The following is a 19,061-nucleotide window of genomic DNA, read 5'->3' on the forward strand; positions in this document are numbered from 1 at the left end:
CTGCAATCTGTCTGCGCGGGTCGGTTTCGCGCCAGTCTTGCTCCACACTTGCGAGACTGTTTTGCTTTGGTTGGCAAGTGCTTGATAATAATTTTATCTATATGATTAAAAAAGAATTTTAATGACAGCGTTTCTGCTGTGAGAGGCCGTGATTTTCCTTGACAAGCCCATTTTGCGCTCCATATAGTGTGCGTGGTGGTGAAAAGTGTCGTTATGTGGCGTGAAAGGGCTGAAATGCCCTCCCGCTGGGTGGAAACTTCATGGCATTTCGCGGCATTGCGCAGGTCAGTCTTGATCCCAAGGGTCGCATTGCGATCCCGGCCCGGTTTCGTGACCAGCTTTTGGCCTGCGGTGGTGCCGGATTGGTGGTGACCATCGATACCCAGCAGAGTTGTTTGCAGCTTTTTCCGCTCCCGGAATGGGAGGTGCTTCAGGAAAAAATCAGCGCGCTGCCGAGCTTCAATCCGGCCACCCGACGCATTCAGCGACTGTTGCTGGGTCATGCCAACGATGTCGAGATGGACACGGCAGGGCGCATTCTGTTGCCGCCGCTGCTGCGCGAATACGCCAATCTGGAAAAGAGCAAGCCGGTGATCCTGCTTGGGCAGGGCAACCGTTTCGAGATCTGGGCCGAGGATCGCTGGAGTGTCGAGCGGGATCGCTGGATCGAAGAGGAGCGCGTCCAGAGTGGCATGGTGCCGGATGAGCTGCGCGGGTTTTCGATCTGATGTCGCGGGAGCCTGTTCCGATCGAGCCGGCGCACAGACCGGTGATGCTGGAGGAAACGATGGCGCTCTGGTTCAGCGATGGCGGTGGTTGCTACATCGATGGCACCTTCGGTCGTGGCGGGCACAGCGGGGCGCTGTTGCAGCGGTTGAGCGAGCGGGGACGACTGCTGGCGCTCGACCGTGATCCGGAAGCGATCGCCCATGGCGTGCAGGAATTCGGCGGCGATGCGCGCATCGAGCTGGTCCACGCCGCGTTCGACCAGTTGGAAGCACTGGCCAGCAGCCGTGGCTGGCGTGGTCAGGTGAGTGGCGTGCTGCTCGATCTGGGGGTCTCATCGCCGCAGCTCGACGAGGCGCGGCGCGGTTTCAGTTTCATGCGCGATGGGCCGCTCGACATGCGCATGGATCCCAGTCGGGGCGAAAGTGCAGCCCAGTGGCTGGCGCGGGTCGATGAGGCGGAGCTGGAACGGGTGCTGCGCGAGTATGGTGAAGAGCGCTTCGCTCGCCGCATCGCGGCGGCGATTGTCGCGGCCGGGCGGCAGACACCGCTGCTTGGCACGGTGCAGCTGGCCAGGGTGGTGGCGGCGGCTCACCCTCGCTGGCCCAAGGATCGTCATCCAGCCACCCAGAGTTTTCAGGCGATCCGCATCGCCATCAACGATGAGTTGACGCTGTTGCAGCGTGCACTGGAGCAGGCGCTCGAAGTGCTGGCGATCGGAGGGCGGCTGGTGGTGATCAGCTTCCACTCGCTGGAAGATCGCATCGTCAAGCGGTTTTTTCGTCACCACGCGCGCGGTGACGATCTGCCGGCCAAGTTGCCGGTGCCGGCCGCTCTGCTCAAGCGCCGCCTGCGGCTGCTGTCGGGTGGTCAGCGCGCAGGCGAGCAGGAGCTGAACAGCAATCCGCGGGCGCGCAGTGCGGTGCTGCGTGCGGCCGAGAAGCTGGCCTGAGTTGAAGGCGGAACCCGATGAAAACAGAACGGAAAACGGGCATGGGCCGAGTGACGAACCTGATATTGGGAGCGCTGGTTGTGGCGGTGGTGGCTTCGGCGATCGCCGTGGTGCAGAGCACCCATCTGACCCGGCAGGCGCACGGCGAGCTGCGGGATCTGGAGCGGCAGCGTGACCAGTTGCAGGTCGAGTGGAGCCGCCTGCTGCTCGAGCGCGGCACCCTGGCTTCACACGATCGGATCAAGGAGCTGGCCGTCAGCCGGTTGCAGATGGGGGCGCCGGATGCCGCCAATCTGCTGGTGGTGAAGCCATGAAACAGGCAGTCGCACTGCTGGAACCGGCTTCGGTCTGGCGGCTGCGGCTGGCCGCCGTCCTGCTGTCGGTGGCGGCGCTGGCGATGATGGGGCGGTTGTTCGACCTGCATGTTTTCGACCGCGACTTCTATCAGCGGCATGGCGACGCGCGGGCCATCCGCACCGAGACGATCGAGGCGCACCGCGGCATGATCATCGACCGCAATGGTCATCCGCTGGCAGTGAGTACGCCGCTGGAGTCGATCTGCGCCAATCCCAAATCCGTTTTGGCCGCTGCCGAGCGGATTCCGGAGCTGGCACGCGCGCTCGAAATCGACCCGAAAGAGCTGATCGCCAAGCTGCAGGCGGGGGCCGCCGCGCGTCGGGAATTTCTCTACCTGCGTCGTCAGCTTCCGCCCGATCTGGCCAGTGCGATTCTCGATTTGAAGGTGCCGGGCATCTACGGTCGGACCGAATATCGACGTTACTACCCCGATGGCGAGGTGACGGCCCATGTGCTGGGTTTCACCAATGTCGACGACCACGGTCAGGAGGGGGTGGAGCTGGCCTTCGATGGCCATCTGCGCGGTCAGGATGGACGGCGCAAGGTGCTGCAGGATCGGCGTGCCGAGCCGATTCGTGAGCTGAGTCGCATCAGGGATCCGCGTCCGGGCGGAGAGCTCAGGCTCAGTCTCGATGCCCGCATCCAGGCGCTGGCCTACCGCGAACTGAAGGCGGCGGTGCAGGAGAATGGCGCCGCCGGTGGTTCGGTGGTGATGCTCGATTCGACCACCGGTGATGTGCTGGCGATGGTCAATCAGCCCTCCTTCAACCCCAACAACCGCATTGGACTCCAGCCGCACAATCTGCGCAACCGCGCGATCATCGATCTGGTCGAGCCGGGCTCCACGGTCAAGCCCTTCACGTTGGCGGTGGCGCTGGCGAGCGGCCGTTATCAGCCGAGCACGGTCATCGACACCACGCCGGGATACATCCAGATCAATGGCAAGGTGATTCGTGACGTCCACAACTACGGCGTGATCGATCTGAGCCATGTGCTCTCCAAGTCGAGCAATGTCGGCACCATTAAGGTGGCGCTGACGCTGGAAGAGACGGCGGTGCGCGACCTGTTCGATCAGGTGGGACTCGGGCGTTCCACCGGCAGTGGCTTTCCTGGTGAGGCGGTGGGATCGCTGCCATCCGGCTCGATGCGCCATCCACTGGTGCGGGCCACGCTCTCGTTTGGCTATGGGCTGGCCGTGACCCCGCTGCAACTGGCCGAAGCCTATTCGGTGCTGGCCAACGATGGTGTGCGGCGCGGGATCAAGATTCTGGCCGACAGCGCGGTGGATCCGGGGGTCAGGGTCATCGATTCGCAGGTCAACCGTCAGATCGTCGCGATGCTCGAGCAGGTGGTGACCCCGGGCGGCACCGGCTTCAAGGCGCGGGTGCCGGGCTACCGGGTGGCCGGCAAGACCGGCACGGTCCACAAGATCGGCACTGGCGGTTATGAGGCGAGCAACTACCTGTCGGTCTTTGCTGGCTTCGCGCCGGTCGAGCAGCCGCGGGTGGTGGCCGTCATCATCATCGACAACCCCACTGCGGGTGCCTACTACGGTGGTGCGGTGGCGGCGCCGGTGTTCGGCAAGGTCATGACCGGTACCCTGCGGCTGCTGGATGTGCCGCCCGAGGGCGGCAAGGGGCTGCAGGTGGCCAAGGGTGGCACGCCATGATGCAGCAGCAGACGGGCAGTGCCGCAATGAGTCTCGCCACGCTGCTGGCCATGCCGGGGATGGCCGGCGGTGAGTTGCCGGTGACCGGCCTTGCGCTCGACAGTCGGCAGGTGCGGCCGGGAGATCTGTTTCTGGCGGTGCCGGGACTGCATGGCGATGGTCGGCGTCATATCGATGCGGCGCTGGCCGCCGGGGCGGCGGCGGTGCTTTGCGAGGCGGAGGGCTTTGATCCGCCGACGGCCACCACCGCGCCGGTGGTGGCCATTGTGGCGCTGCGGCAGCGGTTGGGTGAACTGGCCGACCGCTTCAATCATGCGCCATCGACGCAGCTGCGGGTCACCGGGGTCACCGGCACCAATGGCAAGAGCTCGGTCTGTCATGAGCTGGCGCAGTTGCTGGGCAGCCAGGGCGATAACTGCGCGGTGATCGGCACCCTGGGCAATGGCTTTCTCGGTCAGTTGTCGCCGACCCGCCACACCACCCCCGATGTCGTGCAACTGCATGGCCTGCTGGCCCGACTGCTGGCGCAGGGGGCCGATTCGGTGGCGGTGGAGGTCTCTTCACATGCGCTCGATCAGGGGCGGGTCGATGGCGTGCGCTTCCATGAGGCGGTCTTCACCAACCTGAGCCACGACCATCTCGACTATCACGGCGACATGCAGCGCTACGGCGCCGCCAAGGCGCGGCTGTTCGTCTGGCCGGGGCTGCAGCGGGTGGTCATCAACCTTGATGACCCGTTCGGTCGTGAACTCCTGAAGCGGGTGCCGGAGGGTGTCGAGGCGCTCTCCTGCAGCCTGGAGCGGCCCGAGGCCGACCTGCATGCCGAAATCCGGTCGATCGCCCAGGGTGAGCTGCGCGCCTGGCTGACCACCCCTTGGGGACGTGGCGAACTGGTGACGACGCTGCTCGGTCGTTTCAACCTGGCCAATCTGCTGGCAGCGCTGGCGGTCGCGGCGGGTCGCGGTTTTGAGTTTTCTGCCCTGTTGGCGGCATGCCGTGCGGTGCGGCCGGTCGAGGGGCGCATGGAGCGGCTGGGCGGTGCCGGCAGGCCCACGGTGGTGATCGATTATGCCCACACGCCAGCGGCGCTGCAGAGCGTGCTCGAAGCACTGCGCGAGCACTGTGACGGAGCGCTCTGGTGTCTGTTCGGTTGCGGTGGCGACCGTGATCGCGACAAGCGGCCGTTGATGGGGGCGATTGCCGTCCGCCTGGCCGACCGGGTGATGGTGACCGATGACAATCCGCGCAGTGAGTCGCCCGTCGCCATCACCGACCAGATCCTCTCTGGTGTCGGTGCGGCCGAGGTGCTGGTTGAGCATGAGCGGTCGCGCGCCATCGAGCAGGTCATCGGACAGGCGGCCGCCGAGGATTGGATTCTGGTGGCTGGCAAGGGGCATGAGCGTTACCAGGAGGTGGCAGGTCAGCGCCATCCCTGCAACGACCATGCGATCGTCGAGGCCGCGCTGCAAAGGTACCGGGTCGCATGATCGGCAGCTTCAAGCTGAGTGATTGCTGTGCAGCGTGCGCGGGCCGGCTGCAAGGTGCGGATGTCTGTTTCGGCTCGGTCTGCACCGACACCCGCAAGCTGGTGGCGGGCGATCTGTTCGTGGCGCTGCCCGGACCGCAATTCGATCCACATCAGTTCATCGATCAGGCCATTGCACGCGGCGCGGTGGCGGCGCTGGTGGAGCAGCCGATTCCCTATCCGCTGCCGCACTGTCAGGTGAGTGACAGCCGGCTGGCGCTGGGGCGGCTGGCGGAGTTGAACCGCGGCCGCTTCACCGGAGAGCTGGTGGCGATCACCGGCAGTTGCGGCAAGAGCACGGCCAAGGAGCTGACCGCGTCGATTCTGGCTGAAGTGGCGCCGACCCATGCCACCCGCGGCAACCTCAACAATGAGATCGGCGTGCCGCTGACGCTGCTCGAACTGGAAGCGCAGCACCGCTATGCCGTGCTGGAGCTGGGGGCCAACCACCTGGGCGAGATCGCCTACACCGCCGCTCTGGCCAAGCCGAAGGTGGCGGTGATCACCAATTCCGGCGAGGCACATCTGGAGGGTTTTGGCTCTCACGCCGGGGTCGTGATGGCCAAGGGTGAGATTCTGGATGCCCTGCCGCCTGATGGCGTTGCGGTGTTGAACCGGGATGATGCCGGCTACGACGCCTGGCGTGAACGGGCGGCAGGTCGGCGCGTCATCAGCTTCAGCCTGCAGGGCGGCAGCGATGCCGAGATCACCGCGACCGACCAGGTGGCGGATGCGGATGGGCGGTACCGTTTCGAGCTGAACACGCCGGCAGGCCAGATCGCCGTCGCGCTCAGGCTCTACGGTCGCCACATGGTTTCCAATGCGCTGGCGGCTTCGGCGGCGGCCGTGGCGTTCGGCATCGATCTGACCAGCATCGCCCGCGGTCTGTCGCGGGTGAAGCCAACCGCCGGCCGGGTGATGCGGTTGCAGGGCAGTTCCGGTGCAGTGGTGATCGATGACAGTTACAACGCCAGCCCGACGGCAGTGAAGGCGGCGATCGATCTGCTCTGCCTGCAGGAGGGGGAGCGCATTCTGGTGCTGGGACAGATGGCCGAACTGGGCGAGACGACGCTGGAGCTGCACCGCGACATCGGCCGCCATGCCAGACAGCATGGGGTCGATCAGCTGGTGACGGTCGGTGAGGTGGCGGCAGTGGCGGCCGAAACCTTCGGTGCCGGCGCCGTGGCCTGCGGCAATGTCGATGCGGCGATTGCCTGGCTGAAGCCACGGTTGCAGCAGGGCTGGGTGGTGCTGATCAAGGGGTCGCGCAGTGCCCGGCTCGAACGGGTGGTCGAGGCGCTGAGCCAGCAGGAGGTCTGCTGATGTTGCTGTGGCTGACAGGTCAGCTGGCCGGTTATGAGTCGCTGTTCGGCGTGTTCCGCTACCTCACGCTGCGGGCGATTCTCAGCGTGCTGACCGCGCTGGCGATCGCGCTGCTGGCCGGTCCCTGGGTGATCGACCGTCTGGCCGGATTGCAGATCAAGCAGAGCATCCGCACGCTTGGACCCGCCACCCATCTGAGCAAGGCCGGCACGCCGACGATGGGCGGGGTGCTGATTCTGCTGTCGATGCTGACCAGCACGCTGCTGTGGGCCGATCTGAGCAACCGCTACATCCTGCTGCTGCTGGGCGTGACCCTGCTGTTTGGCGCGGTGGGCTGGGTCGATGACTACCGCAAGGTGGTGCAGAAGAACTCGATCGGCCTGCCGGCGCGCTGGAAATATTTCTGGCAGTCGCTGATCGGCATCGCCGCCGCGCTGTTCCTGTTCCAGAATGCCACCATTGCGGAGCAGACCCAGCTGTTGCTGCCCTTCTTCAAGAATGTCTCGATCAACCTCGGGTTGCTGTTCATCCCGCTGGTCTACTTCGTCATCGTCGGCACCAGCAATGCCGTCAACCTGACCGATGGCCTCGATGGGCTGGCGATCATGTCGACGGTGATGGTCGGCGGTGCATTGGGCCTGTTCGCCTATGTCGCCGGCCATGCCGGTTTTGCCGACTACCTGCTGATTCCGCACATCAAGGGGGCCGGCGAGGTGCTGGTGTTCTGTGCGGCGATCGTCGGTGCCGGACTTGGATTTCTCTGGTTCAACGCCTATCCGGCGCAGGTCTTCATGGGCGATGTCGGCGCGCTGGCGCTGGGCGCTGCACTGGGCACCGTGGCGGTCATCGTGCGCCAGGAGATCGTGCTGTTCATCATGGGGGGGGTCTTCGTGATGGAGACGGTCTCGGTCATTCTGCAGGTCGGCTACTACAAGCTGACCAAGCGGCGCATCTTCCGCATGGCGCCGCTGCACCACCACTATGAGCTGAAGGGCTGGCCCGAACCGCGGGTGATCGTCCGTTTCTGGATCATCACCCTGGTGCTGGTGCTGATCGGTCTGGCCACGCTGAAGCTGAGGTGACGCATGCACAGTGTCGCGACCACTGAAAAGATGCAGACCCTGGTGGTGGGGCTGGGCGCGACTGGCCTGTCGGTGGCCCGTTTTCTGGCGCGCCAGGGCATCCATTTCGCCGTGGCCGACAGCCGCACCATGCCGCCCGGGCTGGAGCAGCTGCGCACTGAACAGCCGGGCGTGGCCTGCCACCTGGGGCCTTTCGATGGAGCGCTGTTCAGCCGTTTCGAGCAGTTGGTGGTGAGCCCGGGCGTACCGCTCGGCGAGCCGGCGATCCGCCAGGCCGCAGCGGCGGGCGCGCGCATCACCGGCGACATCGCGTTGTTCCGGGCGCAGACCGAGGGCGCACTGGTGGCCGTGACCGGCTCCAACGGCAAGAGCACGGTGACCACGCTGATCGGTGAGATGGCACGGCGTGCCGGCTGTCGGGTGGTGGTGGGCGGCAACCTCGGCACGCCGGCGCTGGAGCTGCTGGAACAGGGCGCAGCCGAGGTGGTGGTGCTGGAGCTCTCCAGCTTTCAACTGGAGCTGGTCGAGCAGCTGGATGCCGAAGTGGCGCTGCTGCTCAACCTCAGCGAAGACCACATGGACCGCTACGCTGACCTGGCCAGTTACCGCGCGGCCAAGCGGCGCATCTTCAATGGCGTCCGCCAGGTGGTGACGAACAGTGACGACCCCGAGACCAGGATGGACGGGGCGACGGTGCGGCGCTGGTCCTACCGGCTGCGACGGCCGGCCAGTGCGCAGGAGTTCGGCCTGATCGAGCAGGGTGGCAGGCGCTATCTCGCCCAAGGGGACGAGCCTTGGGTGGCAACCGATGCGCTCAAGCTGCGCGGCCTGCACAACCACGGCAACATGCTCGCCGCGCTGGCGGCCGGCAGCGCAATCGGCCTGCCGCGCGCTGCGATGGTCGAGGCACTGCTCGAGTTCGGTGGTCTGCCGCACCGCTGCCAATGGATCGACCGCATCGATGGCGTCGACTATGTCGATGATTCCAAGGCGACCAATGTCGGGGCCACCGTCGCGGCGATACGGGGTCTGGCAGCCGATCTCGCTGGCAAGCTGGTGCTGATTCTGGGTGGTGTCGGCAAGGGCGCCGATTTTTCCGGCCTGCGCGAGCCGGTGCGGAATCACGCGCGGGCGGTGGTGCTGATGGGGGTTGATGGTGGCGAAATCGCTGCCGCGCTCGATCCGGTCACGCCCAGCGTGCAGGTGCAAGGGATCGATGAGGCCGTCCGGCAGGCGCGTGATCTGGCGCAGACCGGCGATTGCGTGCTGCTGGCACCCGCCTGTGCCAGTTTCGATCAATTCAGCGGCTTTGCCGAGCGCGGTGCGGCGTTCCAGCGCGCAGTGCGGGAGTTGGCAGCATGTCACTGAGTCCACCGGCCATGACCACCCTGTGGGGCAACCTGCTCAAGCGGCCGGTGGCGGCTGATCGGGTCGACCTGCTGCTGGCGCTGCCGATGCTGGCGCTGGCACTGTTCGGCTGGGTCATGGTCACGTCGGCTTCGGTCGACATCGATGCCACCAACCTGGGGGATGCCTGGTATCACAGCAAGCGGCATGGTCTGTGGCTGCTGATCGGCACCGGTGTGCTGCTGTTGACCCGACGGGTGCCGTTGGCCTGGTGGGAGCGGCATGGCGCGCGCCTGTTGCTGGTCGCCATCGTGCTGCTGGTGCTGGTGTTGGTGCCGGGCATTGGCCGCAAGGTCAATGGCAGCGCGCGCTGGCTCGGTTTCGGCAGTGTCAGCGTGCAGACCTCGGAGATCGCCAAGGCGTTCATCCTGATCTATCTGTCCGGCTACCTGGTGCGTCACCGGGTCGAGGTGCAGCAGCGCTGGACCGGCTTTTTCAACCCGATGCTGATTCTGGGGCTGGTGATCGCCCTGCTGATTCTCGAACCCGACTATGGCGCGGTGGTGGTGCTGATGTCGACGGTGCTGGGTCTGTTCTTTCTTGCCGGCATGGCGGTGTTGCGCTTCTCGACGCTGATCCTCGGCAGCATTGCCCTGGGCAGCCTGCTGCTGGTGGCGCAACCCTACCGTCTGGAGCGGATCAAGGCCTACATCGATCCCTGGGCCGACCAGTATGGCAGTGGCTATCAGTTGGTGCAGGCGCTGATTGCCTTCGGACGAGGAGAGTGGTTCGGACTGGGTCTTGGCAACAGTGTGCAGAAGGTCTTCTATCTGCCTGAGGCGCACACCGATTTCGTCTTTGCGGTGATCGCCGAGGAGCTGGGACTGCTGGGTTGTCTGGCGCTGGTTGCGCTCTTCGTCATGCTGATCTGGCGCGGGCTGGTGATTGCCCGCAACGCCGAGTGCGAAGGGCGGCTGTTCGGCGGTTATCTGGCCTACGGCATCACGCTGATGCTGGCGATCCAGGTACTGATCAACCTCGGCGTCAACACTGGCCTGCTGCCGACCAAGGGGCTCACGCTGCCGTTGATCAGCTATGGCGGCAGCAGCATCGTGGTGACCGGCTTCATGCTGGCGCTGCTGCTGCGGGTGGAGGCCGAAAGCGGCCTGCCCATCCGGAGCGAGGAGGAGAGCCCATGAGCCAGCGCAGCCTCACGGTACTGATCATGGCCGGTGGCACCGGAGGGCATGTCTTTCCGGCGCTGGCGGTGGCCGATGTATTGCAAAGCCGGGGCGCCAGGATCGAGTGGCTCGGCAGCCGCCACGGCATCGAGCAGCGGCTGGTGCCGGCGGCCGGTTTTTCGCTCAACTGCCTCGATGTCGGCGGTCTGCGTGGTGCTGGAGTGCGGCGCTGGCTCGGCGCGCCGCTGCAACTGGTGCGGGCAGTGTGGCAGGCCGTGCGCTGCATCCGCCGCATCGCTCCCGACTGTGTGCTCGGCATGGGCGGTTTTGCGGCCGGCCCTGGGGGTCTGGCGGCCTGGCTGCTGCGCCGTCCGCTGCTGATCCATGAGCAGAATGCGGTGGCTGGAGTGACCAATCGGCTGCTGCGGCCGCTGGCGCGGCGCACCTTCGAAGGTTTTCCTGCCACCTTCGGCGGCGCCGGGGTGGAGCATGTCGGCAATCCGGTGCGGGCAGAGATCTGTGCATTGGAATCGCCACGACAGCGGTTCGAGCGGCGCCGTGCCGATGGCGAACCGCTGCATCTGCTGATTCTGGGAGGCAGCCTGGGGGCGGCCGCGCTCAACGAGCTGCTGCCGCAGGCGCTGGCGCTGCTGCCGGCCGAGCTGCGCCCGCGGGTCTGGCATCAGGCCGGGGCCGGCAAGGATGAGGCCTGTCGGGCGGGCTATCGACAGGCCGGTGTCGAGGCGCGGGTCGAGCCCTTCATCGACGCAATGGCCACAGCCTACGGCTGGGCCGATCTGGTGCTCTGCCGGGCCGGAGCACTGACCCTGGCCGAGCTCTGCTGCGCCGGTGTCGGTGGGCTGCTGGTGCCCTATCCCTTTGCGGTGGATGACCATCAGAGTGTCAATGGTCGGGTGGTTGAGCAGGTCGGTGGCGCACAACTGCTGCCGCAGGCCACGCTGGATGCCTCGACGCTGGCAGCCCGGCTCGAGCCGTTCGTGCGCGAACCGGCCCGTGCGCTGGCGCTGGGCGTGCGAATCCAGACCCTGGCCCGGCCCCAGGCGGCCGAGCGCATGGCCGATTGCTGTCAGGAGGTGGCCCATGGTCAAGCTGCCTGAACCGGTCAACCGGGTCGCCATCGACATTCCGGAGATGCGCCGCATCCGCCAGATCCACTTCATCGGCATCGGTGGTGTGGGCATGTGCGGCATCGCCGAAGTGCTGCTGAATCAGGGCTATCGCATCTCCGGTTCGGATCTGTCGGCCGGCGAGAACACCCGCCGGCTCGAACGGCTCGGTGCCACCATTGGGTTCGGCCACGAGGCGGGTCGGATCAGCGGTGCCGATGTGGTGGTCTACTCCAGCGCCGTGACCTCGGACAATCCCGAACTGCTGGCGGCGCGGGCCCAGCGGTTGCCGGTGGTGTCGCGTGCCGAGATGCTGGCCGAGCTGATGCGGTTCCGGCATGGCATCGCCGTCGCTGGCACCCATGGCAAGACCACCACCACCAGCCTGATCGCCAGCGTGCTGGCCAAGGCCGGTCTCGATCCCACCTATGTGATCGGTGGGCGCCTCAACAGCGCCGGCAGCAATGCCCGGCTGGGTGCCAGCCGCTACCTGGTCGCCGAGGCGGACGAAAGTGACGCCTCGTTCCTGCACCTGCAACCGCTGGTCGCCGTGGTGACCAACATCGATCTCGACCACATGGAGACCTACGGCGGCGACGTCAACCGGCTGGAGCGCACCTACCTCGAATTCCTGCACAACCTGCCGTTCTACGGCCTGGCGGTGGTCTGTCTGGATGAACCACGGCTGCGCGCACTGATTCCGCAGATCGGCCGGCCGGTGCTCACCTATGGCTTCAGCGAAGAGGCCGACTTCCATGCGTATGACGTCGTCCAGCAGCGCAACACCGTGCGCTTCAACGTGCGCTGGCCGGGTGGTTCCGGCCTGCCGATCGAGCTGAAGATGCCGGGCCGGCACAACGTGCTCAATGCGCTGGCCACCATGGCGGTGGCGGTCGACGAGGGTGTCGATGTCGAACAGATCCAGCAGGGGCTGGGTGAGTTCGCCGGCGTGGGGCGGCGCTTTCAGTTGCGTGGTGAGTTTGCGCTCGACAGCGGCGGCGAGGTGATGGTGATCGACGACTATGGCCACCATCCGCGCGAGCTGGCCGTCACCATCGATGCGATCCGGGCCGGCTGGCCGGAGCGGCGGCTGGTGATGCTGTTCCAGCCGCACCGCTACAGCCGCACCCGTGACCTCTACGAAGATTTCGTGCAGGTGCTGTCGCGGCCCGATCTGTTGCTGCTGCTCGAGGTCTATGCGGCGGGCGAACCGGCGATTCCCGGCATCGACGGCCGGGCGCTCTGTCGCAGCATCCGCCAGAGAGGCCCGGTCGAGCCGCTCTTCGTCGAGGATCAGGCCACTGTACCGGAGCTGTTGCGGCAACTGCTCAAGGGTGGCGACATCCTGCTGGTGCAGGGAGCGGGCAATGTCGGTGCCCTGGCCAACCGCATCGCGGCCAGCAGACTGAACTGGGCGGAGTATCGATGAGCACGGCTTCGGTTTCACTGCGTGAGCGGTTCGGCAAGGTGCTGCTGCTCCATGGCGGCCGCTCGGCCGAGCGCGAGATCTCCCTGCGCAGCGGTGCGGCGGTACTCAATGCGCTGCGGGCACAGGGGATCGAGGTCGAGGTGGTCGATGCCGATGAGCGACTGGTCGAGCGCTTGGTCGACAGCCGCTTTGACCGCGCCTTCATCGCCCTGCATGGTCGCGGAGGCGAGGATGGCTCGCTGCAGGCGCTGCTCGATCTGCTCGATCGTCCCTATACCGGCAGCGGGGCGCTGGCCTCGGCACTGGCGATGGACAAACAGATGAGCAAGCAGATGTGGCGGGGGCTGGGTCTGCCGACGCCGCCTTTCATGCAGGTCACGGCGCAGACGCCGTGGGAAGAGGTGCTGGACCGGGTCGGTCCGGTGGTGGCGATCAAGCCCAACCATGAGGGGTCGAGCATTGGCATCAGCCGGGTCGGCTCCGCGGCGGAGTATGCGCAGGCATTGACGCTGGCACTGCGTTACGACCAGCAGGTGCTGGCCGAGCGCTGGATCGAGGGCGCCGAATACACCGTGTCGATTCTGCATGGAGAGGCGCTGCCGGTGATCCGGGTCGAGACCTCGCACACCTTCTATGACTTTGTCGCCAAGTATCAGGCCAACGACACCCGCTATCTCTGCCCCTGCGGGCTCGCGCCGGCCGATGAGCAGAAGGTGCAGTCGCTGGCGCTGGCGGCCTTTGCCGCCCTCGGTTGCCGGGGTTGGGGGCGGATCGACCTGCTGGCCGATGCGGCGGACAACTTCTGGCTGCTGGAGGCCAACACGGTCCCCGGCCTGACCGACCACAGCCTGGTGCCGATGGCGGCCAAGGCGGCCGGGCTCTCATTCGAGGCACTGGTGATCGACATTCTGGCCACCTCCGAGAGGGAGCGGTGATGATGCAGAGCGTGCTTGGACGTCATGCGCAGCCGCTGAAGAAGGCGCCCGCCAAATCGGGGCGGCCGTCGATGGCCACACTGCAGCGGCGCGAAGTGCCACGCAAACCGGCGCGGTCTGCCAGGCGCGATCAGGGCATGGCGCGCGCAGTCACACCGGCGCGCCGCACGGCAGCGGCTCCGACGGCGGCGCGCAGCCGGCCGGTCCCGAGCGCGACTGGCAGAATGTCGGCGGCGACCGGCAGAATCGAACCGCGTCCGTTGTCGGGGCGCAAGGTCAATCAGCGCATCCGGCCCAAGGTGGCGCAGCCACCACTGCATGTGCGGATGCAGGCAGTGGTGCTGCAGGGCTGGCAGCAACTGGTCGACGTCGGCCGGGCCCTGGTCTGGCTGCTGCTGCGGCTGGGCCTGGTTGCCGCGGTGGTCGGCATCGTCTGGGGAGCACCCAGGGCGATCGAGCGGCTCAATCCGCTGATCGAGCAGGTGGCGGTGCATGGCACGCTGAACCGGCTGGAGCAGCAGCATCTGCAGCGCCAACTCGAGCAGGTGGCGCGGGGACGCTTTTTCACGGTCGACCTCGAAGCGGTGCGGGCGCCGTTGCTGGGGTTGCCCTGGATCCGTGCAGTCGAGGTGAAGCGGATCTGGCCGGCGGCGATCGCGGTGACGGTGGTCGAGCAGCAGCCGGTGGCGCGCTGGGGCGAGCGCGGACTGCTCAACGATGCCGGCGAACCCTTCTACCCGCCATCGATCGAGGGTTACGAGCATCTGCCGAAGCTGGCCGGACCCACCCATCTCGGCAAGGAGATTCTGGCCCGCTATCAGCAGATCAGGCAGCAACTGGAGCGGGTCGGAGTGCCGTGCAGCGGACTGGGATATGACCCGGCCGCTGGCTGGTGGCTGCAGCTCGACGGCGAGGTCAAGGTGCAGCTGGGCAGTCGTGACCTCGAGCAGCGGATCGACCATCTGGCCAGCCTGCTGCGCCACAGCCTCAAGCCGGCGCTGTCACGGGTGGCCGCGATCGACATGAGATACCCAAGTGCTGCCGCGGTCAGATGGCGGGAGCAGAACTGATGACAATGAAAATTGGCCTCGATCGGAGGCGGATGCCTGGAGTTCATGGTGGCGAATAGTACGAACATGATAGTGGCGCTCGACATTGGCACCTCCAAGGTGGTGGCGATGGTGGGCGAGCGCAGCGACAACGGCGTGATCGAGGTCATCGGCATCGGCACCCAGCGCTCGCGCGGCCTGAAAAAAGGGGTGGTGGTCAACATCGAGTCGACCGTGCAGTCGATTCAGCGCGCCATCGAAGAGGCCGAGCTGATGGCGGGTTGCCAGATCCATTCGGTCTATGTCGGCATTGCCGGCAGCCACATCCGCAGTCTCAACTCCAATGGCATCGTCGCCATCCGTGAGCGGGCGGTGAACCAGAGCGATGTCGACCGTGTGCTCGATGCCGCCCAGGCGGTGCCGGTGCCCGCCGACCAGAAGGTGCTGCACATCCTGCCGCAGGAGTACCGGATCGACGATCAGGAGGGGATCAAGGAGCCGCTCGGCATGTCCGGCGTGCGGATGGAGGCCAAGGTTCACGTGGTCACCTGCGCGGTCAACTCGGCGCAGAACATCGAAAAGTGCGTGCGCCGTTGCAACCTCGAAATCGAGGAGATGATCCTGGAGCAGCTCGCTTCCAGCTACGCCGTGCTGACCGACGACGAGCGCGATCTCGGTGTCTGTCTGGTCGACATCGGTGGCGGCACCACCGACATCGCCATTTTCCATGATGGCGCGATTCGCCACACCGGCGTCATCCCGATCGCCGGAGATCAGGTCACCAACGACATTGCGGTGGCACTGCGCACGCCGGTCGCCAGCGCCGAGGAGATCAAGATCAAGTATGCCTGTGCCCACACCCAGCTGGCGCGTGCCGATGAGATCATCCGGGTGCCGAGTGTCGGTGACCGGCCGGCGCGGGAGCTCTCGCGGCAGGCGCTGGCCGAGGTGGTGGAGCCACGTTACGACGAACTCTTCACGCTGGTGCGGGCCGAACTGCAACGCAGCGGCTACGAAAGCATGATGACGGCCGGCATCGTGCTGACTGGTGGCACGGCGAAGATGGAGGGGGCGGTCGAGCTGGCCGAAGAGATTTTCCACATGCCGGTGCGGCTCGGTGTACCGCAGAATGTCCATGGCTTGGCCGACATCATCGCCAATCCGGTCTATGCCACGGCTGTCGGGCTGCTGCAGCACGGCTTCAGGCAGCATGAGCAGCGGCCCGCCGGCGGTGGCAGTCGCGGACCGGCGGTGGGCAATCTGCTCAGTCGGCTGAAGCAGTGGTTCCAGCACAATTTGTAGTCCGGGCGGCCAGCCGAGGCTGGCCGGAACAGAGAAGGTTTTTCAGGAAACGATCACCAAAACAGGAGCGCGACCATGTTTGAACTCGTAGACAATGTGACCCAGAGCCCGATCATCAAGGTGGTGGGTGTCGGTGGTGGTGGCGGCAACGCCGTCAACCACATGCTCAGCAACGACGTCGAGGGGGTGGAGTTCATCTGCGCCAACACCGATGCCCAGGCGCTCAAGGGGTTGCAGGCCAGAACCCTGCTGCAACTGGGCAGCGGCATCACCAAGGGGTTGGGCGCGGGTGCCTCGCCCGATGTCGGCCGACAGGCGGCAATCGAGGACCGTGAGCGCATCGCCGAGGTGCTGGGTGGTGCCGACATGGTGTTCATCACCGCCGGCATGGGCGGCGGCACCGGCACCGGCGGCGCGCCGGTGGTGGCGCAGATTGCCCGTGACCTCGGCATTCTGACCGTGGCGGTGGTGACCAAGCCGTTCACGTTCGAGGGCCGCAAGCGGATGCAGGTCGCCGAGCGCGGCATCGAGGAGCTGGCCGAGCATGTCGATTCGCTGATCACCATCCCCAACGAAAAGCTGCAACTGGTGTTGGGGCGCGACGTTTCGCTTGCCGATGCCTTCAATGCCGCCAACGACGTGCTGCTGGGCGCGGTGCAGGGCATCGCCGACCTGATCATGCGTCCGGGCCAGATCAACGTCGACTTCGCCGATGTGCGCACCGTCATGTCAGAAATGGGCATCGCGATGATGGGCAGCGGCCGCGCCAGCGGTGCCAACCGCGCCTACGAGGCCGCCCAGCGCGCCCTGCACAGCCCGCTGCTGGATGACATCAACCTGGTGGGTGCCCGCGGCATTCTGGTCAACATCACCGCTGGCCCGAGTCTGTCGCTGGGCGAGTTCACCGCGGTCGGTGAGACCGTGGCCGAGTTCGCCTCGGAGAGCGCGACCGTCGTCGTGGGCACGGCGATCGACCCACTGATGACCGACGAGCTGCGGGTGACCGTCGTGGCCACCGGACTTGGTGGCGTGGCCATCCAGCCGACACTGACCGTGATCGACACCCAGCGTGGTGAAGAGCCGCGGGAGAAAAGCGTGCTCCAGCCTCCGGTGCGGCCGCAGCGTCCGCTGACTGCCGGATCCCAGGCGCTCAAGCCGCAGCGTGATCAGCGGCCGCAGCCTGGTCTGCGTGAGCTGGCGCGGCAGGAGATCGACTACCTGGACATCCCGGCTTTCCTGCGTCGCCAGGCCGACTGACGCCGGTTCCCGCCAGCAACATTTGAGGTGGACAGGTTCTTGCGGGGGCGCACTCGGGTCCATTGACAGCCTTGCGCTGTCCAGGTCGCGCTGGAGGCAGGGTGACACTTTTGCTACCATGCCGCCTCTTTGGTCGCTGGCAGGGGGAACTAATCGCTGTGCGGTCAGTCCATCTGACCGACAGCACGGTGTCGACATCGCAATAGAGCGGGCCTGGCCACAGGGTGGCGAACTGGCCCGCGCAGACAGCAGGAGAGAGACGGCTCAATGATCAGACAACGCACGCTGAAGAACGTCATCCGGGCCACCGGCGTCGGTCTTCACAGTGGAAAGAAGGTCTATCTGACCTTGCGTCCGGCACCGGTCGACACCGGAGTCATCTTCTGTCGCACCGACCTCGAGCCGATGGTGCTGATTCCGGCCCGCGCCGAGCATGTCGGTGACACCACCCTCTCCACCACCCTGGTCAAGGATGGTGTGCGCATCTCGACGGTCGAACACCTGCTGTCGGCGATGGCGGGGCTCGGCATCGACAACGCCTACATCGACATCAACTGTGCCGAAGTGCCGATCATGGATGGCAGCGCCGGTCCCTTCATCTTCCTGTTGCAGTCGGCAGGCATCGAAGAGCAGGCGCGGCCGAAAAAGTTCATCCGCATCAAGCGCAAGGTCGAGGTGCGCGATGGCGACAAGAGCGCCGCGCTCTACCCCTTTGCCGGTTTCAAGGTGGCCTTCACCATCGATTTCGACCATCCGGTATTCCGCAACCGGACGCAGAGCGCCGAGGTCGACTTCTCCAGCACCTCCTTCGTCAAGGAGGTGAGCCGGGCGCGCACCTTTGGCTTCATGAGCGACATCGAGCAGTTGCGTGCGCGTGATCTGGCCCTGGGTGGCAGTGTCGACAATGCAGTGGTGGTCGATGAATACCGCATCCTCAATGAGGATGGCCTGCGCTACGAGGATGAGTTCGTCAAGCACAAGATCCTCGATGCGATCGGTGACCTCTACCTGCTTGGCCATGGGCTGATTGGCCGTTTCGTCGGTCACAAATCGGGCCATGAGCTCAACAACCGGCTGATTCGCACGCTGCTGGCCGACAAGGAGGCGTGGGAGCTGGTCACCTTCGACGATGCCGAACAGGCGCCGATCTCCTACTCCCGCCCGCTGACCGTGGCCTGATCACCCCCTCTCCCTGCTCCCTTCACCCCCGGTCCGCACTCTTGGCCGGCTGAGCCAGCTTCTCCAGCGCGCTGCGCAGTCGTGAGTCGGCCGTGTTGTGCGCCAGCTCGCTCAGCAGGCGAGCCGACGCTGGCTTTGGTCGCTGCGGCAGTGGCAGCGCACGCGCTGGCTGCTGGACTGGACGCACCCGCCATTCGATCCGTTGCAACGCCCTGAACCGATCAAGCCGGCGCAGTTCGAGCAGCAATCGGGCGCCGCTGTGGCGCGCGCGCAGGGCGCGGGCGGCGTCAGCGCAGATCAGCAGCAGCCGACCCTCACGGTAGCCGGCCACGTCACAGTCGATGCCGAACTGCTCAAACAATGGGGCGAGCAGCCGCTGCAGTGCCGCCAGAGTCTCTGCCTGCTGATAGAGATCGCCCAGCGTGGAGTGCCGGGGTGGCGTGAAGCGGGCAGGGGTCTGCGCTCGGGAGTGTGCTGGATCGGGCATGGGCATCAATCGGGCCGAGGAAACAACCACCTTCGAATCAGGCGCAAGAATGCGCTGGCCACCGCGCTCTGGCAAGGGTTTGCGGCGCGGGGTGCCGGGCCTCTGCTTAAGTCTGCCGGCTTTTCACGGTAGAA

General features: G+C 65.9%; 17 protein-coding genes. 16 read left to right on the forward strand and 1 reads right to left on the reverse strand.

The annotated features are described in order from the left end of the window. Nucleotides 1–260 precede the first annotated feature (260 nt). The 16 genes from mraZ to H7A13_02295 all read left to right on the forward strand — a co-directional run bounded on the left by mraZ (nt 261) and on the right by H7A13_02295 (nt 18,440). Nucleotides 261–728 (forward strand): division/cell wall cluster transcriptional repressor MraZ, encoded by a 468-nt coding sequence (gene mraZ, locus H7A13_02220; GenBank protein MCP5332164.1) that lies wholly within the window; start codon nt 261–263, stop codon nt 726–728. After that, nucleotides 728–1,678: a 16S rRNA (cytosine(1402)-N(4))-methyltransferase RsmH gene (gene rsmH / locus H7A13_02225; protein MCP5332165.1), complete on the forward strand. Its 951-nt coding sequence runs from the start codon at nt 728–730 to the stop codon at nt 1,676–1,678. The genes mraZ and rsmH overlap by 1 nt, the downstream gene beginning before the upstream one ends. A gap of 41 nt (nt 1,679–1,719) precedes the next feature. Next, entirely contained in the window at nt 1,720–1,992 is a 273-nt protein-coding gene (gene ftsL, locus H7A13_02230; protein MCP5332166.1) for a cell division protein FtsL, read from the forward strand. After that, nucleotides 1,989–3,704, forward strand: a complete 1,716-nt coding sequence (locus tag H7A13_02235) for a penicillin-binding protein 2 (protein MCP5332167.1) — start codon at nt 1,989–1,991, stop codon at nt 3,702–3,704. The genes ftsL and H7A13_02235 overlap by 4 nt, the downstream gene beginning before the upstream one ends. Before the next feature lie 50 nt (nt 3,705–3,754). Further along, nucleotides 3,755–5,191 (forward strand): UDP-N-acetylmuramoyl-L-alanyl-D-glutamate--2,6-diaminopimelate ligase, encoded by a 1,437-nt coding sequence (locus H7A13_02240; GenBank protein ID MCP5332168.1) that lies wholly within the window; start codon nt 3,755–3,757, stop codon nt 5,189–5,191. Then, nucleotides 5,188–6,552 (forward strand): UDP-N-acetylmuramoyl-tripeptide--D-alanyl-D-alanine ligase, encoded by a 1,365-nt coding sequence (locus H7A13_02245; protein MCP5332169.1) that lies wholly within the window; start codon nt 5,188–5,190, stop codon nt 6,550–6,552. The genes H7A13_02240 and H7A13_02245 overlap by 4 nt, the downstream gene beginning before the upstream one ends. Further along, a complete protein-coding gene (locus tag H7A13_02250; GenBank protein ID MCP5332170.1) occupies nt 6,552–7,634 on the forward strand; it encodes a phospho-N-acetylmuramoyl-pentapeptide-transferase in 1,083 nt (360 codons plus the stop codon). The genes H7A13_02245 and H7A13_02250 overlap by 1 nt, the downstream gene beginning before the upstream one ends. A 3-nt stretch (nt 7,635–7,637) precedes the next feature. Further along, nucleotides 7,638–9,002 carry a UDP-N-acetylmuramoyl-L-alanine--D-glutamate ligase gene (locus H7A13_02255; GenBank protein MCP5332171.1) on the forward strand — a complete coding sequence of 455 codons (1,365 nt, stop codon included), beginning with the start codon at nt 7,638–7,640 and terminating at the stop codon, nt 9,000–9,002. Continuing rightward, on the forward strand, nt 8,993–10,180 hold the full coding sequence (gene ftsW / locus H7A13_02260) for a putative lipid II flippase FtsW (GenBank protein MCP5332172.1): 1,188 nt from the start codon (nt 8,993–8,995) through the stop codon (nt 10,178–10,180). The genes H7A13_02255 and ftsW overlap by 10 nt, the downstream gene beginning before the upstream one ends. Beyond that, a complete protein-coding gene (gene murG / locus H7A13_02265) occupies nt 10,177–11,280 on the forward strand; it encodes an undecaprenyldiphospho-muramoylpentapeptide beta-N-acetylglucosaminyltransferase (GenBank protein ID MCP5332173.1) in 1,104 nt (367 codons plus the stop codon). Before ftsW ends, murG begins: the two co-directional genes overlap by 4 nt. Beyond that, nucleotides 11,264–12,718 carry a UDP-N-acetylmuramate--L-alanine ligase gene (gene murC, locus H7A13_02270; GenBank protein ID MCP5332174.1) on the forward strand — a complete coding sequence of 485 codons (1,455 nt, stop codon included), beginning with the start codon at nt 11,264–11,266 and terminating at the stop codon, nt 12,716–12,718. Before murG ends, murC begins: the two co-directional genes overlap by 17 nt. Further along, nucleotides 12,715–13,653: a D-alanine--D-alanine ligase gene (locus tag H7A13_02275; GenBank protein ID MCP5332175.1), complete on the forward strand. Its 939-nt coding sequence runs from the start codon at nt 12,715–12,717 to the stop codon at nt 13,651–13,653. Before murC ends, H7A13_02275 begins: the two co-directional genes overlap by 4 nt. A 2-nt stretch (nt 13,654–13,655) precedes the next feature. Beyond that, nucleotides 13,656–14,723 carry an FtsQ-type POTRA domain-containing protein gene (locus H7A13_02280; protein MCP5332176.1) on the forward strand — a complete coding sequence of 356 codons (1,068 nt, stop codon included), beginning with the start codon at nt 13,656–13,658 and terminating at the stop codon, nt 14,721–14,723. Nucleotides 14,724–14,768: 45 nt separating this feature from the next. Next, nucleotides 14,769–16,004: a cell division protein FtsA gene (ftsA, locus tag H7A13_02285; protein MCP5332177.1), complete on the forward strand. Its 1,236-nt coding sequence runs from the start codon at nt 14,769–14,771 to the stop codon at nt 16,002–16,004. Nucleotides 16,005–16,079: 75 nt separating this feature from the next. Then, a complete protein-coding gene (ftsZ, locus tag H7A13_02290) occupies nt 16,080–17,261 on the forward strand; it encodes a cell division protein FtsZ (protein ID MCP5332178.1) in 1,182 nt (393 codons plus the stop codon). A 267-nt stretch (nt 17,262–17,528) separates the two neighbouring features. Continuing rightward, the gene (locus tag H7A13_02295) at nt 17,529–18,440 is read left to right on the forward strand and encodes a UDP-3-O-acyl-N-acetylglucosamine deacetylase (protein MCP5332179.1); all 912 of its coding nucleotides are present in this window, start codon (nt 17,529–17,531) and stop codon (nt 18,438–18,440) included. A 22-nt stretch (nt 18,441–18,462) separates the two neighbouring features. Here H7A13_02295 and H7A13_02300 read toward each other — a convergent pair whose 3' ends face one another. Continuing rightward, nucleotides 18,463–18,927: a hypothetical protein gene (locus tag H7A13_02300; protein MCP5332180.1), complete on the reverse strand. Its 465-nt coding sequence runs from the start codon at nt 18,925–18,927 to the stop codon at nt 18,463–18,465. Nucleotides 18,928–19,061: the final 134 nt, after the last annotated feature.

The sequence above is a fragment of the Pseudomonadales bacterium genome (assembly GCA_024234215.1).
Classification (GTDB): Bacteria; Pseudomonadota; Gammaproteobacteria; order Pseudomonadales; family UBA5862; genus JACKOQ01.